14 protein-coding genes are annotated in these 13967 nt (G+C 69.7%); 9 read left to right on the forward strand and 5 right to left on the reverse strand.

Annotation, left to right across the window (positions count from 1 at the left end; translation table 11 throughout):
* The first annotated feature begins 6 nt into the window (after positions 1-6).
* Positions 7-1395: an MFS transporter gene (locus tag G6N19_RS17570; RefSeq protein ID WP_193465368.1), complete on the forward strand. Its 1389-nt coding sequence runs from the start codon at positions 7-9 to the stop codon at positions 1393-1395.
* 13 nt (positions 1396-1408) lie between these two features.
* Here the strand turns inward: G6N19_RS17570 and G6N19_RS17575 are convergent, their stop codons facing one another.
* Positions 1409-2149: an alpha/beta fold hydrolase gene (locus G6N19_RS17575; protein ID WP_013829441.1), complete on the reverse strand. Its 741-nt coding sequence runs from the start codon at positions 2147-2149 to the stop codon at positions 1409-1411.
* 43 nt (positions 2150-2192) lie between these two features.
* Here G6N19_RS17575 and G6N19_RS17580 point away from each other — a divergent pair, with 43 nt between their 5' ends.
* The 3 genes from G6N19_RS17580 to G6N19_RS17590 are packed head-to-tail and all read left to right on the forward strand — an operon-like array spanning position 2193 to position 4701.
* A complete protein-coding gene (locus tag G6N19_RS17580; protein ID WP_013829440.1) occupies positions 2193-2993 on the forward strand; it encodes a thymidylate synthase in 801 nt (266 codons plus the stop codon).
* Positions 2990-3472 carry a dihydrofolate reductase gene (locus G6N19_RS17585; RefSeq protein ID WP_013829439.1) on the forward strand — a complete coding sequence of 161 codons (483 nt, stop codon included), beginning with the start codon at positions 2990-2992 and terminating at the stop codon, positions 3470-3472. Before G6N19_RS17580 ends, G6N19_RS17585 begins: the two co-directional genes overlap by 4 nt.
* On the forward strand, positions 3472-4701 hold the full coding sequence (locus G6N19_RS17590) for a winged helix-turn-helix domain-containing protein (protein WP_193465369.1): 1230 nt from the start codon (positions 3472-3474) through the stop codon (positions 4699-4701). The genes G6N19_RS17585 and G6N19_RS17590 overlap by 1 nt, the downstream gene beginning before the upstream one ends.
* 1 nt (position 4702) lies before the next feature.
* Here G6N19_RS17590 and G6N19_RS17595 read toward each other — a convergent pair whose 3' ends face one another.
* Complete coding sequence (locus G6N19_RS17595) at positions 4703-5455, reverse strand: DoxX family protein (RefSeq protein ID WP_049793030.1); 753 nt, start codon at positions 5453-5455, stop codon at positions 4703-4705.
* An 18-nt stretch (positions 5456-5473) separates the two neighbouring features.
* Positions 5474-5713: a microaggregate-binding protein 1 gene (mbp1, locus tag G6N19_RS17600; RefSeq protein WP_013829436.1), complete on the reverse strand. Its 240-nt coding sequence runs from the start codon at positions 5711-5713 to the stop codon at positions 5474-5476.
* A gap of 314 nt (positions 5714-6027) precedes the next feature.
* Here mbp1 and G6N19_RS17605 point away from each other — a divergent pair, with 314 nt between their 5' ends.
* From G6N19_RS17605 to G6N19_RS17620, 4 genes are all read left to right on the forward strand, one after another.
* Positions 6028-6732, forward strand: a complete 705-nt coding sequence (locus G6N19_RS17605; RefSeq protein WP_013829435.1) for a sensor domain-containing protein — start codon at positions 6028-6030, stop codon at positions 6730-6732.
* 31 nt (positions 6733-6763) lie between these two features.
* Positions 6764-7528, forward strand: coding sequence for an FAD-dependent thymidylate synthase (thyX, locus tag G6N19_RS17610; RefSeq protein WP_013829434.1), 765 nt, complete (start codon positions 6764-6766; stop codon positions 7526-7528).
* Positions 7529-7614: 86 nt separating this feature from the next.
* Positions 7615-8463, forward strand: a complete 849-nt coding sequence (gene dapA, locus G6N19_RS17615) for a 4-hydroxy-tetrahydrodipicolinate synthase (RefSeq protein WP_408632511.1) — start codon at positions 7615-7617, stop codon at positions 8461-8463.
* Positions 8464-8469: 6 nt separating this feature from the next.
* The gene (locus tag G6N19_RS17620; protein ID WP_041319959.1) at positions 8470-10146 is read left to right on the forward strand and encodes a ribonuclease J; all 1677 of its coding nucleotides are present in this window, start codon (positions 8470-8472) and stop codon (positions 10144-10146) included.
* 1 nt (position 10147) lies between these two features.
* On the opposite strand, the gene G6N19_RS17625 is transcribed toward G6N19_RS17620, so the two are convergent.
* Complete coding sequence (locus G6N19_RS17625) at positions 10148-10966, reverse strand: mycofactocin-coupled SDR family oxidoreductase (protein ID WP_013829431.1); 819 nt, start codon at positions 10964-10966, stop codon at positions 10148-10150.
* Positions 10966-11283, reverse strand: coding sequence for a putative quinol monooxygenase (locus G6N19_RS17630; RefSeq protein ID WP_013829430.1), 318 nt, complete (start codon positions 11281-11283; stop codon positions 10966-10968). The genes G6N19_RS17625 and G6N19_RS17630 overlap by 1 nt, the downstream gene beginning before the upstream one ends.
* Positions 11284-11440: 157 nt before the next feature.
* Between G6N19_RS17630 and G6N19_RS17635 the strand changes: the two genes are divergently transcribed.
* Positions 11441-13966: an FtsK/SpoIIIE family DNA translocase gene (locus G6N19_RS17635; RefSeq protein ID WP_193465370.1), complete on the forward strand. Its 2526-nt coding sequence runs from the start codon at positions 11441-11443 to the stop codon at positions 13964-13966.
* Position 13967: the final 1 nt, after the last annotated feature.

Consider the following 13967-nt stretch of genomic DNA (forward strand, 5'->3'; position numbering starts at 1 on the left):
GAGGCGGTGACCCACACCAGGGAACCGGATCTCGCCGACGGGGTTCCGCGCAGGCGAATAGCGGTGGCGTCGCTGATCGGCACCACGATCGAGTTCTACGACTTCTACGTCTATGCGGCCGCGGCGGTCACCGTCTTTCCGCACCTGTTCTTCCCCCCGGGAAACCCAACCGCAGCACTGTTGGCGTCATTGGCGACGTTCGGTCTGGCGTTCGTGGCCCGGCCGTTGGGGTCGGTGCTGTTCGGCCACTTCGGCGACCGGGTGGGCCGCAAGGCCACGCTCGTCGCCTCATTGCTGGTCATGGGTGTGGCGACGTTCCTGATCGGGCTGCTGCCGACCTACCACCACATCGGCCTGGCCGCACCGGTCCTGCTGGCCGTCCTGCGGTTCAGCCAGGGCCTGGCGCTGGGCGGCGAATGGAGCGGTGCGGCGCTGCTGGCCACCGAGACCGCCAAACCGGGCCGGCGGGCGTCGGCGGGGATATGGCCGCAGCTGGGCGCACCGCTGGGTTTTCTGTTCGCCACCGCGCTGTTCCTGCTGCTGCTGAAGCTGCTGGGGCCGGCCACCGCCGGCGGCGACGACTCCGGGGCGTTTCTGAGCTGGGGCTGGCGCATTCCGTTTCTGCTGAGCGCCGCGATGGTCGGCGTCGGGCTCTATGTCCGGCTGCGGCTCACCGAGACACCGGTGTTCACCCAGGCGATCGAGGGCGGTGAACGCCTCACCGCGCCGATCGCCCAGGTGTTCCGGGACAGCTGGCGCGAGCTGGTCATCGGCACGCTGGTGATGGTGGCGACCTACACGCTGTTCTATACCGTGACGACGTGGACGCTGAGCCACGCCACCACCCAGCGGCCACCGCAGGGCACCGGGCTGGGTTACAGCTACGCCGACTTCCTCGGGCTGCAGTTGATCGGGGTGCTGTTCTTCATAGCGGTGCTGCCGCTGTCCGGCGTGCTGGCCGATCGATTCGGCCGCCGGCCGGTGCTGCTGGTCTTCATCGCCGGAATCATGGTGTACGGGACCACTTTCGGTCTCTTCCTGAGTCCGGACAGATCGCCCGCGGCGATACTGGTCTTCCTGATCATCGGGATGACGTTGATGGGCTTGGCATTCGGGCCGATGAGCGCGGTGCTGCCCGAGCTGTTCCCGACCAATGTCCGCTACACCGGCTCGGGTGTGTCCTACAACGCGGCGAGCATCCTGGGGGCGGCGGTGGCGCCGTTCATCGCCACCTGGCTGGCCACCGGGTACGGCGTGCGCTGGGTGGGCATCTACCTGTCGCTCGCGGCAGCGCTGTCCTTCGCCGCGGTGCTGGTGATGCGCGAAACCCGCGACACCGAGCTCGATGAAGTCAGCATCGCCGACCACCTCGGTGACGCCCTGCATCCCGGCTAGGCCGGAAGCACGGCTATCCGGTCAGCGCGGCGGCGAACACCTCCCGCATCGCCGCCCAGTGCCGGGCCGCGGCGTCGGCGTCGTACGGCGGGTTGTCGGGGACCGCGAAGCCGTGGGCGGCCGGGTAGAACTCGACGGTGTGCTCGACGCCGGCGGCGGCCAGTGCCTGCTCCAGCGTCGCTGCCTGCGCCTTGGTGAAGGACGCGTCGTTGGCGGCACCGGCGACATACACCGTGGCGCTCATCTGCTCGGCCAGCAGGTGCGGACTGTCGGCCGCGTCGGTGACCAGGCCGCCGCCGTGGAACGACGCCGCCGCTGCCACCCGATCGGGAACACGGCCGGCCACGACCACCGAGATACGCCCGCCCATGCAGTAGCCGCAGACCCCGAACTTCTCCCCGCGGACTTCGGGGCGGCCCGCCAGATAGTCGAAGAACGCCTCGGCGTCGGTCGTCATACGGTCGAAGGTGACGCTGCCCAGCATTGACATGATCCGGCCCCGCTCCTTGGCGTCGCTGAACGCGGTGGCCATGTCGAAGGGCGCCCAGCCGGGGTGCCGGTAGTACACGTCGGGCAGCAACACGGCGTAACCCGAACCGGCCAGTTCGGCGGCCATCTCGACAAAGGTCTGCCGCACTCCGCCGGCATCGGGATACATGACGACGCCCGGCCAGGGACCAGCTCCGTCCGGGGTGAACAGCCGGACCGGGCAGTCGCCGTCGGCAGTGGTGATGGTGTCGGTGATCGTCGGCATGGCTTCCGTTCTACCCCGACGCCGGGCAAGTAAGCTGGACGACGTGCCGATCGCCACGCCGTACGAGGATCTGCTGGCCCTGGTGCTCGAGCGCGGAACCCCCAAGGCCGACCGGACCGGCACCGGCACCCGCAGCCTGTTCGGCCACCAGCTGCGCTACGACCTGGCCGCCGGCTTCCCGCTCATCACCACCAAGAAAGTGCACGTCAAATCGGTGGTCTATGAGCTGCTGTGGTTTCTGCGCGGGGACTCCAACATCGCCTGGCTCAAGGAACACGGCGTCAGCATCTGGGACGAATGGGCCTCCGACACCGGTGATCTCGGGCCGGTGTACGGCGTGCAGTGGCGCTCCTGGCCGACACCGAGCGGGCAGCACATCGACCAGATCGAACGCGCGGTGGAGTTGTTGCGCACCGACCCGGATTCACGCCGCATCATCGTCTCGGCGTGGAACGTCGGCGAACTGGACCAGATGGCGCTGGCGCCGTGTCACGCACTCTTCCAGTTCTACGTCGCCGGCGGGCGGCTGTCCTGCCAGCTCTACCAGCGCAGCGCCGACCTGTTCCTCGGCGTGCCGTTCAACATCGCCAGCTATGCGCTGCTCACCCACATGATGGCCGCGCAGGCCGGGCTGGACGTCGGAGAGTTCGTCTGGACCGGCGGGGACTGCCACATCTACGACAACCACGTCGAGCAGGTGCGGGAGCAACTGTCCCGTCAGCCCCGCGGCTACCCGAAACTGGCTCTGGCGCCACGGGATTCGATCTTCGGCTACACCTTCGACGACATCGAGATCCTGGGCTACGACCCACACCCGGCGATCAAGGCGCCCGTGGCGGTATGACGGCGCTCGGGCTGATCTGGGCCCAGTCGACGTCCGGGGTGATCGGGCGTGACGGCGGCATCCCGTGGCGGCTGCCCGAAGACCAGGCGCGTTTCAAGGAACTCACCCTGGGACACCGGGTGGTGATGGGCCGGTTGACCTGGGAATCGCTGCCGGCCGGCGTGCGTCCGCTGCCCGGCCGGGCCAACGTGGTGGTCAGCCGCCGGAGCGACTACCGCGCCGTCGGGGCCGAGGTGGTTCCGACCCTCGACGCGGCGCTGACCGATGCCGAGACCTGGGTGATCGGCGGGGCGCAGATCTACGCGCTGGCGCTGCCGCTGGCCGACCGGTGCGAGGTGACCGAGGTGGAGATCGACCTGCCCCGGCAAGACGAGGACGCCGTCGCACCGGTGCTCGACGAAAGCTGGCGGGGCACCGCGGGGCCGTGGCTCACCAGCGCGCGCGGCCTGCGGTACCGGTTCTGCAGCTACCACCGCTGATGGCGTCGTTGACGCCGGCGCAGGCGCGCCGGATCGCGGTCGCCGCACAGGGATTCGCTGTCGCCAAACCACGCGCCGCCATCACCCGGGCGCACCTGAAGCGGTTGATCTCCCGCATCCAGGTGTTGCAACTGGACTCGGTGTCCGTGGCGGTGCGCGCCCACTACGCCCCGGTGTTCAGCCGACTGGGCTGCTACGACCGCACCGTGCTGGACCGCGCCGCCTGGAGCCACAGCAGCCGCTCGCCGCGGCTGCTGGTCGAATACTGGGCGCACGAGGCGGCACTGATGGCCGTCGATGACTGGCCGTTGCTGCGCTGGCGGATGCGACAGTGGCCGCACGGCCGCTGGGGCGCCCACATCGTGCGGGCCAATCCGCAGCTCGTCGAGGACGTCACCGCCGCAGTCGCCGAGATCGGCCCGGCCACCGCCGGCCAACTCAAGGCGCACCTGGCCGCCACGTGGTCGGCAGCCGGCCGGGCGGGCAAGGGCCCGTGGTGGAATCGCAGCGACACCAAGTGGGTGGCCGAGGCGCTGTTCGCCGCCGGGGTGCTGACCACCGCCACCCGGGTGGGATTCGCCCGGCATTACGACCTGGTGGAGAACGTGCTGCCGGCCCACGTGCTGGCGCGCCACGTCGACGACGCCGAGGCCGTGCGGGAACTGGTGCTGCGGGCGGCGACCGCCCTGGGGGTCGGTACCGAGGCCGATCTACGTGATTACTTCCGGCTGTCGGCCGGCCAGGCCAAACCGGCGATCGCGGCGCTGGTGGCCGCCGGCGACCTGGAGCCGGTGACGGTGGCCGGCTGGGACGGGCCGGCATACCTGCGGGCCGGTCAGCCGATTCCCCGGGGTGATCGGGGCACCGCGCTGCTGTGCCCGTTCGACCCGCTGATCTTCTTCCGTCCCCGGGTGGAGCGGCTGTTCGATTTCCACTACCGGCTCGAGATCTACACCCCGGCGGCCCAGCGACGATACGGCTACTACGTGTGGCCGTTCCTGCTGGACGGGCAGCTGGTCGGCCGGGTGGACCTGAAGGCCGACCGCCGAGCCGGGGCGCTGCACGTCGTCGGGGCGTTCGCCGAAGCGGGCCATGCCCGTCAGCGGGTGGCGCAGGCGCTGCTCCCCGAGCTGGAGACCATGGCGCGCTGGCTGGGATTGAGCCAGGTCAGTGTGGGGGAGCGCGGCGATCTGGCGGCCGAGCTGCGCCGAGAGCGGCCACGCCGATGAATCACCGGCCGCGGTGATTGTCCGGTCGGTGAAGGTGCCGGCGCGCGCTCTCGGCGAGGGTGCTCGCGCTTTCGCGGGCCGCCTGCGCCAACTCGGTGCCGCGGTCGGCGGCGACCTCGGCGAACTGTGCGCCCCGTTCACCGGCCGCCTCGAGCAGTGGCCCGGCCCGCTCACCCACCAGTTCGGCGAGCTCTCGGCCGTGTTCGGCGCCGGCCTGCAGGCCCGCGCTCAGCCTGTCGCCGACCGTCTCGAGCACCGCATCACCGGAAGTGGTGTGCATGGCCGGCATAGCCGTGGCCGCGCGCTGATAGGCGTGCCGGGCGGCACGCCGGGCCCGCCAGCCCAGCGACGGTCGTCCCTCGGTGTCGGCCGCCGCGATCATCAACCCGCCGATCAGGCTGACGTCGGTCAGGAACGCTTGGCGCTGTTGGGCCCTGCGCCCGATGTCAGGCTCCATCCAGAACATGTGCCCGCCTGCGCTGCCCGGAATGACCGTGCATGCCAGCGCCGCAGCGGCAACCCGCGGCAGTCTGCCGCTGGCCAGTAGCAGGCCGCCGCCGATCTGGACCAGCGCGTTGGCTTTGGCGAACGTCTCCACATCGGACGGCACCTTCGCCGATATCTCGTCCGGGAGGTGTTGCAGCCCGTCGAACGCCGGACGGGCCGTCTGGCCGGCCTGCTGCGGCCGGCGCAACGCCTCCACTCCCTGACCGATGAACGCCGCCGCCAGCAGCGGACGTGCGATCCTGCGCATCAACACGCGGTCCCCTCACTACTGTTCGGCACGCTCGCGCGCCTCGTCTGCCTCGGCCTTGGCGCGGGCTTTCTCGGCCTCTGCCTCTTTGGCCGCAACCTCGCGTTGCGCGTCGGCCTTGTCCTGCTGCGCCTGGCCTTCCCGCTTGAGCGAGTCGTCTCCGGTCACCGTGCCGACAGCCTCCTTGGCCTTGCCCTTGACGCCTTCCACGACGCCTTTGATGCCGGCTTCGGGGCCACTGTCCTTGTCGTCACTCATGTGGTGTGCCTCTCTTGATCGGATCAAGACCGGACGGACGGACCGCGCCGGTGCGGGGCCGTCCACCCAGCAGGCGACCGGGTGGCCGCCGATGTGCCGGGATACCCGGTGGGATTACAACGTAAACCTGCGGAGTCGCGGGCTCGGGCCCGCCGGTAACCAAAAGGGTTCGGCATCAACGCGGTTGGGTGGATCCGTCCTGACCTCGGGCGGCACTGCCCGGTTTTCGCTACTGTGGCCGAATAGCTGATCGGTGACGCCTTTGACTGGCGTGCGGATCCACAAGCCTGATCGGAAACACGGGGTGTGATCGCGTGCGGGGTTCGGTTTCCTACGGTTTCGTCGTGGTGGGCTGCCTGGCGGTCGCCGGCTGCGGCGGCAGCGGCGGCGCGGCGAAAACCACCACCACCGTCGCGGCGACGCCGACCACGACGACGGTCGCCGTCGCCCCGGTCGGCGAGGACGGGCTGCGGGCACTGCTGCTCACCCCTGAGGAGATCAACCCGATCATGGGCGTGGCCGACATGAAGGCGCACGCCCCCCACGATGTGCTGCCCGACGACAGCGCCACGATGCAGCCGAGGGAGTGCCTGGCCGTCGACGGAGTCGCCCAGGAGCAGGTCTATGCGCGCAGCGGTTTCAGCGCGGTGCGAGAGCAGAGTGTCAGCGACGGCGAAGACAACGCCCACTTCGTCGATCAGGCCGTGGTGCTGTTTCCGACCGCCGAGCAAGCCGAGGCGTTCTTCGAGGCGTCCGCCAAGCAATGGCCGGAATGCCACGAGTACACCCACACCCAGAGCGGTTCGGAGTGGACCGCCGGGCGCATATCGAACATCGAGGGCGTGTTGAGCACCGTCGCGACCCAGCAGAACGCCGGCGAGTCGGCCTGGCAGGCCTGCGGGCGGGCGCTGACCGTGGCCAACAACGTCGTCGTCGACGTCAACACCTGCAGCACCGACCCGAAGGACTCCGCGGTCGTCATCGCCCGGCAAATCGCCGCGAAAGTGCCGAAGGGCTGACCCCGGGCCGGCACGTCTTAAGGTGGGTGCCGTGGCCGAGACGGCGCCGTTGGGCGTGCAACTGATTGCCAAGACCGAGTTCTTACCACCGCCGGACGTTGCGTGGAGCACCGACGCCGAGGGCGGTCAGGCGCTGGTCGAGTTCGCCGGCCGAGCCTGCTATCAGAGCTGGTCCAAGCCCAACCCGCGCACCGCCACCAACGCCGCTTACCTGAAGCACATCATCGACGTCGGACACTTCTCGGTCCTCGAGCACGCCGGCGTGAGCTTTTACATCACCGGAATCTCCCGGTCGGCCACCCACGAACTGATCCGGCACCGGCACTTCTCGTTCTCCCAGCTCTCCCAGCGCTACGTCCCCGAACCGGACTCCCGGATCGTGGTGCCGCCGGGGATGGACGACGACCCGGAGTTGCAGCAGATCCTGGCCGAGGCCGCCGATGCCAGCCGGGCCGCCTACGCCGAACTGCTGGCCAGGCTGGAGGCCAAATTCACCGCCGATCAGCCCGGCGAGAAGATGGCCGTGCTGCGGCGCAAGCAGGCCCGCCAGGCCGCCCGCGCCGTGCTGCCCAACGCCACCGAGACCCGCATCGTGGTGACCGGCAACTATCGGGCCTGGCGGCACTTCATCGCGATGCGTGCCAGCGAGCATGCCGATGTCGAGATCCGCCGGCTGGCCGTCGAATGCCTGCGGCAGCTCATCGGGCTCGCCCCGGCGGCGTTCGGCGATTTCGAGATCACCGCGCTGGCCGACGGCACCGAAGTAGCGACCAGTCCGCTCGCCACCGAGGTCTGAGCAACGGCGCGGCGCCAGGTACTCTTGGGCTCGTGAGCAGCACCGTATTCGACGCCAAGGCGCAGTTGGGCACCGTTCTGACCGCGATGGTGACCCCGTTCGGTGCGGACGGCTCCGTGGACACCGACGCCGCCGTACGGCTGGCGAACCGGCTCGTCGACGCCGGCTGTGACGGCCTGGTGCTCTCCGGGACCACCGGCGAGTCGCCGACCACCGCCGACTACGAGAAGCTCACGCTGCTTCGTGCCGTGGTCGAGGCCGTGGGCGACCGCGCCCGCATCATCGCCGGCGCCGGCAGCAACGACACCGAACACAGCGTCCGGCTGGCCGAGGCCTGCGCCGGGGTCGGCGCCCACGGCCTGCTGGTGGTGACGCCCTACTATTCGCGGCCGTCGCAGGCCGGGCTGCTGGCGCACTTCACCGCGGTCGCCGACGCCAGCGGGCTGCCGGTGATGCTGTATGACATCCCGGCCCGTTCGGCGGTGCCGATCGCCCCGGACACGATCTTCGAGCTCGCCGAGCACCCGAACATCGTCGCGATCAAGGACGCCAAGGGCGACCTGCATGCCGCCGCGCAGATCATGGCCGAAACCGACGTGGCCTACTACTCCGGCGACGACGCCCTGAACCTGCCGTGGCTGGCGATGGGCGCCACCGGGTTCGTCAGCGTGATCGGGCACTTCGCGGCGGGCCAGCTGCGCGACATGCTGGCTGCGTATGAATCCGGTGACGTCGAGACCGCCCGCAAGATCAACGTCTCGATTGCGCCGCTGTCCAACGCCATGGGCCGCACCGGCGGGGTCACCTTCGCCAAAGCCGGGCTGCGGTTGCAGGGGTTCGATGCGGGCGAGCCACGGCTGCCGATGGTGCCCGCGACCGGGGCCGAGGTCGACGAACTGGCCATCGACATGCGCGCCGCGTCGGTCCTCGAGTGAGTGCGGGTGAGTGAGGACCTCAAGCCGCCGGGTCCGCTGACCGCCGGCGGATTACGCGTCACGGCGCTCGGCGGTATCAGCGAGATCGGCCGCAACATGACCGTTTTCGAGCATCTCGGCCGGCTGCTGATCATCGACTGCGGGGTGCTGTTCCCGGGCCACGACGAGCCCGGCGTCGACCTGATCCTGCCGGACATCCGGCACATCACCGACCGCCTCGACGACATCGAGGCGCTGGTGCTGACCCACGCCCACGAGGACCACATCGGCGCCATCCCTTTCCTGCTCAAACTGCGCCCCGACATCCCGGTGGTCGGCTCGAAGTTCACGCTGGCGCTGGTCGCCGCCAAATGCCGCGAACACCGCATCAAACCGGTGTTCGTCCAGGTCGCCGAAGGTCAGCGCAGCACCCACGGCGTGTTCGAATGCGAATACTTCGCGGTCAACCACTCCATCCCGGACGCGCTGGCGATCGCGGTGCACACTGGCGCGGGCACCGTGCTGCACACCGGCGACATCAAGCTCGACCAATTGCCGCCGGATGGGCGTCCCACGGATCTGCCCGGCATGTCCCGGCTGGGCGACAAGGGTGTGGACCTGTTCCTGTGCGACTCGACCAACGCCGAGATCCCGGGTGTCGGACCCAGTGAGAGCGAGGTCGGCCCCACCCTGCACCGGTTGATCCGCGGCGCCGAGGGACGGGTGATCGTGGCCTGCTTCGCCTCGAACGTCGACCGGGTGCAGCAGATCGTCGACGCGGCGGTCGCACTGGGCCGCCGGGTGTCGTTCGTCGGCCGGTCGATGGTCCGCAACATGGGCATCGCCAAGGAGCTGGGCTTTTTGCGGGTGGCGGACTCCGATCTGGTCGACATCGGCGCCGCCGAGATGATGCCGCCGGAGCAGGTGGTGCTGGTCACCACCGGGACCCAGGGCGAGCCGTTGTCGGCGCTGTCGCGGATGTCGCGCGGCGAGCACCGGTCCATCACGCTGACCGCGGGTGATCTGGTGGTGTTGTCGTCGTCGCTGATCCCCGGCAATGAGGAGGCGGTCTACGGCGTGATGGACGCGCTGGCCAAGATCGGCGCGCGGGTGGTGACCAACGCCGCGGCGCGGGTGCATGTCTCCGGGCACGCCTACGCCGGCGAGCTGCTGTTCCTCTACAACGGGATCCGGCCGCGCAACGTGATGCCGGTGCACGGCACCTGGCGGATGCTGCGCGCCAACGCCGCGCTGGCCGCCCGCACCGGGGTGCCGCCCGAAGCGATCCTGTTGGCCGAGAACGGTGTCAGCGTCGATCTGGTCGCCGGGCAGGCGAGCATCGCCGGGGCGGTCCCGGTCGGCAAGGTGTACATCGACGGACTGGTGGACGGCGACGTCGGCGATGCGACGCTGGGGGAGCGGCTGATCCTGTCATCGGGATTCATTGCGATCACCGTGGTGCTGCGTCGCGGGACCGGCAAGGCGGTGGCGCCGCCCCAGCTGCATTCGCGTGGCTTCTCCGAAGACCCCAAGGCGCTGGAGCCGGCGGCCCGCAAGGTGGAGGCGGAGCTGGAATCCCTTGCCGCCGAACGCGTCACCGACCCGGCCCGGATCGCGCAGGCGGTGCGCCGCACGGTCGGCAAGTGGGTCGGCGAGAGCTACCGCCGCCAGCCGATGATCGTGCCGACAGTCATCGAGATCTGAGCTACCTCTTATTGACGTAGCCGGCGTCCACCGGCAGCGTCACACCGGTGATGTAGCGGGCCGCATCGGAGACCAGCCAGAATACGGCGTTGGCGACATCCTCCGGTTGCAGCACTTGCACCGGCAACGCGTTGCCCATGTCCGGTCCGCCTTGGGTGTCCGTGTCCTCCAGGCCCTCCAGCCACTTCCGGGTGAACTCGTTGTCGATCATGGGCGTCTGCACGCCGGCGGGATGCACGGAGTTGACCCGGATGCTGTGTGGCGCCAGCAGGTTGGCGTATACCCGCATCAGCCCGACGATGCCGTGCTTGGCGGCGGCGTAACCCAGGGAGCCCGCCGCAGGAGCGGCCAGCCCGACCAGCCCGGCCACCGAGCTGACCAGAATGATCGACCCGCCGTCACCCTGGGCGATCATCGGCTTCATCGCCACATCGACGGTGTGGTAGATACCGGTGAGGTTGACGTCGATCACGTCCTGCCAGGCGTCCTCGCCCGCCATCGGAGCAATTCCGGCGTTGGCGATCACGAAGTCGAGCCGCCCGAGTTCGTCAATGCCGGCCTGCAAGGCGGTGCCCAGTGCGGTGCGATCGCGGACGTCGGCTGCCCTGGCCACGATGCGCGCACCGGTCTCTTCGACCAGCTTGACCGTCTCCGCCAGATCGTCGGCGGTGGCCAGCGGATACGGCACGCTGGAGATCTGTTGGCACAGGTCGACCGCGATGATGTCGGCGCCCTCGCCGGCCAACCGCAGTGCGTGGGCGCGCCCCTGGCCGCGTGCGGCGCCGGTGATGAAGGCGACCTTGCCGTCCAGGGCTCCCATCACTGGGCCCGGAGCTGGCCCTTGGCCGGGTCGCCGGCCGGCAGCGGCTGCAGCATCTTGATATCGGGCGCGCCGTCGAGGTGCTCCGTGAGGTTGCCGAACAGCTCGGCGACCGCCGGGGCCGTCGAGTGTGCCCGCAGCGCATCGGCGTCGGCCCACTGCTCGATGAATACGAAGGCGCCGTCGGTTTCGTGCACCGCGTAGAGCTGGCAGCCGGGCTCCTGGTGCACCTGTGCCGCCGACTTGGCGCAGATGTCGCGGACGGCTTCGACCGATTCCGGCTTGACGGCGAAGGTGGCGACGACGACCACGGGCATGCGGATCTCCTTCGTGAGGGATGGCGGGGAAAGTCAGGCCCTGTCACCGTACGCAGCCGCACTGTGACCGGTGCCACGCGGGTGAGCTCGGGCAACCCGGGCCGTGGCCAGTGTGGCAGATGGTCCTAATGAGGGTATTGCGGTTAGGCTTGCGGCTATGGCTAGTAAGACGGCTAGTGGCACCAAGGCTCGATCGGGAACGCGAACTAGCAGGTCAAAGGCCGGTTCGCGAGCCAATGCCCGACCGGCCCGCGCGGCGGCGGCACGCCGCAAGCCCGCGCCGCGCCGGCAGCATTCGGGGCTGGCCGGGGCGGGAATGGCCTGCGGGCGGGCCGCCCGGGCGGCGTGGTTGATGGTCGCCAAGGCGGCCGGCGGCACCGCGCGGTCCGTCGGCCGCGCCCATGACATCGACCCGGGTCATCGCCGCGACGGTATCGCGCTGGCGCTGCTGGGCCTGGCCGTCGTGACGGCCGCCAGTTGCTGGCTGGACGCTGCGCGGCCGGTTGGAGCATGGATCGACACCGGGCTGCGCGCCGTGATCGGTGGCGCGGTGGTGCTGCTTCCGGTGCTGGCCGGCGTCGGCGCCGTCGCGCTGATGCGTACCGAACCCGCCCCGGAGAACCGGCCCCGGCTGATCCTCGGTTCGGCGATGGTGGCGCTGCCGATCCTGGGCCTGTGGCATCTGTGGGCCGGCTCACCGCCGACCCCCGAGGGGCGCCTGCACGGCGCCGGTTTCGTCGGGTTCGCCATCGGCGGCCCGCTCGCCGACGGCCTGACCGCCTGGATCGCCGCTCCGCTGCTGTGCATCGGGGTGCTGTTCGGGGTGTTGTTGCTGACCGGGACGACGCTGCGCGAGGCGCCTGAAGCACTACGGACCATGTTCGTCGCGCGGGACTACGACGACGGCTATGACGACGGCTATTACGACGACGACTACGCCGGCGAGGACGACTACTACGACGAGGAGGACGGCGGCGGCTTCGAAGGCGGCGCGGCGGCCGATGGCGCCGAGGACACCCCGGATTGGCAGTCGCGCACGCCGCTGGACAACTACCCGCTCTCCGAGACGGACGTAGCGCCCGCCGAGCCCCCGGCGCCGACGCCCAAGCCCGCTCGCCGCAAGGCCCCCAAGACGGCCAAACCCACCGACACCACCGTCGTGTTGGACCGGGTGGTGGAGGGCCCCTACACGCTGCCGCCGCTTAGCCTGCTGACCGCCGGCGATCCCCCCAAGACCCGCACCGCCGCCAACGAGGCGATGACCAACGCGATCACCTCGGTGCTCGAGCAGTTCAAGGTCGACGCCGCCGTCACCGGCTGCACCCGCGGCCCCACCGTCACCCGCTATGAGGTGGAACTGGGCCCCGGGGTCAAGGTCGAGAAGATCACCGCTCTGCAGCGCAACATCGCCTACGCGGTGGCGACCGAGAGTGTACGGATGCTCGCACCGATCCCGGGCAAGTCCGCGGTCGGCATCGAGGTGCCCAACACCGACCGGGAGATGGTGCGACTGGCCGACGTGCTGACCGCGCCGAGCACCCGCCGCGATCATCACCCGCTGGTGATCGGGCTGGGCAAGGACATCGAGGGCGACTTCATCAGCGCCAACCTGGCCAAGATGCCGCACCTGCTGGTGGCCGGCTCCACCGGCTCGGGTAAGTCCAGCTTCGTCAACTCGATGCTGGTGTCGCTGCTGGCACGGGCCACCCCGGAAGAGGTCAGGATGATCCTGATCGACCCGAAGATGGTGGAACTCACGCCGTACGAAGGCATTCCGCACCTGATCACCCCGATCATCACCTCACCGAAGAAGGCGGCGGCCGCGCTGGCCTGGCTGGTCGAGGAGATGGAGCAGCGCTACCAGGACATGCAGGCCTCCCGGGTGCGCCACATCGACGTCTTCAACGAGAAGGTCCGTTCCGGGGAGATCACCACACCGCTGGGCAGCGAACGGGAGTACCGGCCCTACCCCTACATCCTCGCGATCGTCGACGAGCTCGCCGACCTGATGATGACCGCGCCGCGCGACGTCGAGGACGCCATCGTGCGGATCACCCAGAAGGCCCGCGCCGCCGGCATTCACCTGGTGCTGGCCACCCAGCGGCCGTCGGTGGACGTCGTCACCGGTCTGATCAAGACCAACGTGCCGTCCCGGTTGGCGTTCGCCACCTCGTCGCTGACCGACTCTCGGGTGATCCTGGACCAGGCCGGCGCCGAGAAGCTGATCGGGATGGGCGACGGGTTGTTCCTGCCGATGGGCGCCAACAAGCCGGTCCGGCTGCAGGGCGCGTTCATCACCGACGAGGAGATCCACGCCGTCGTCACCGCCTGCAAGGACCAGGCCGAGCCCGAGTACACCGACGGCGTCACCACCGCCAAACCGACCGGCGAGCGCACCGACGTCGACCCCGACATCGGCGACGACATGGAGGTCTTCCTGCAGGCCGTGGAATTGGTGGTGTCCAGCCAGTTCGGCTCCACCTCGATGTTGCAGCGCAAGCTGCGGGTCGGCTTCGCCAAGGCCGGCCGGTTGATGGACCTGATGGAGACCCGCAGCATCGTGGGTCCCTCCGAGGGCTCCAAGGCCCGCCAAGTGCTGGTCAAGCCCGACGAGCTGGCCGCGACGCTGATGGCCATCCGCGGCGGCGCGGATACCGACGCCGCGGATGACGACGACGGGTAGG

Origin of the sequence: Mycobacterium novum (genome assembly GCF_010726505.1) — a bacterium.
GTDB lineage: Bacteria > Actinomycetota > Actinomycetes > Mycobacteriales > Mycobacteriaceae > Mycobacterium > Mycobacterium algericum.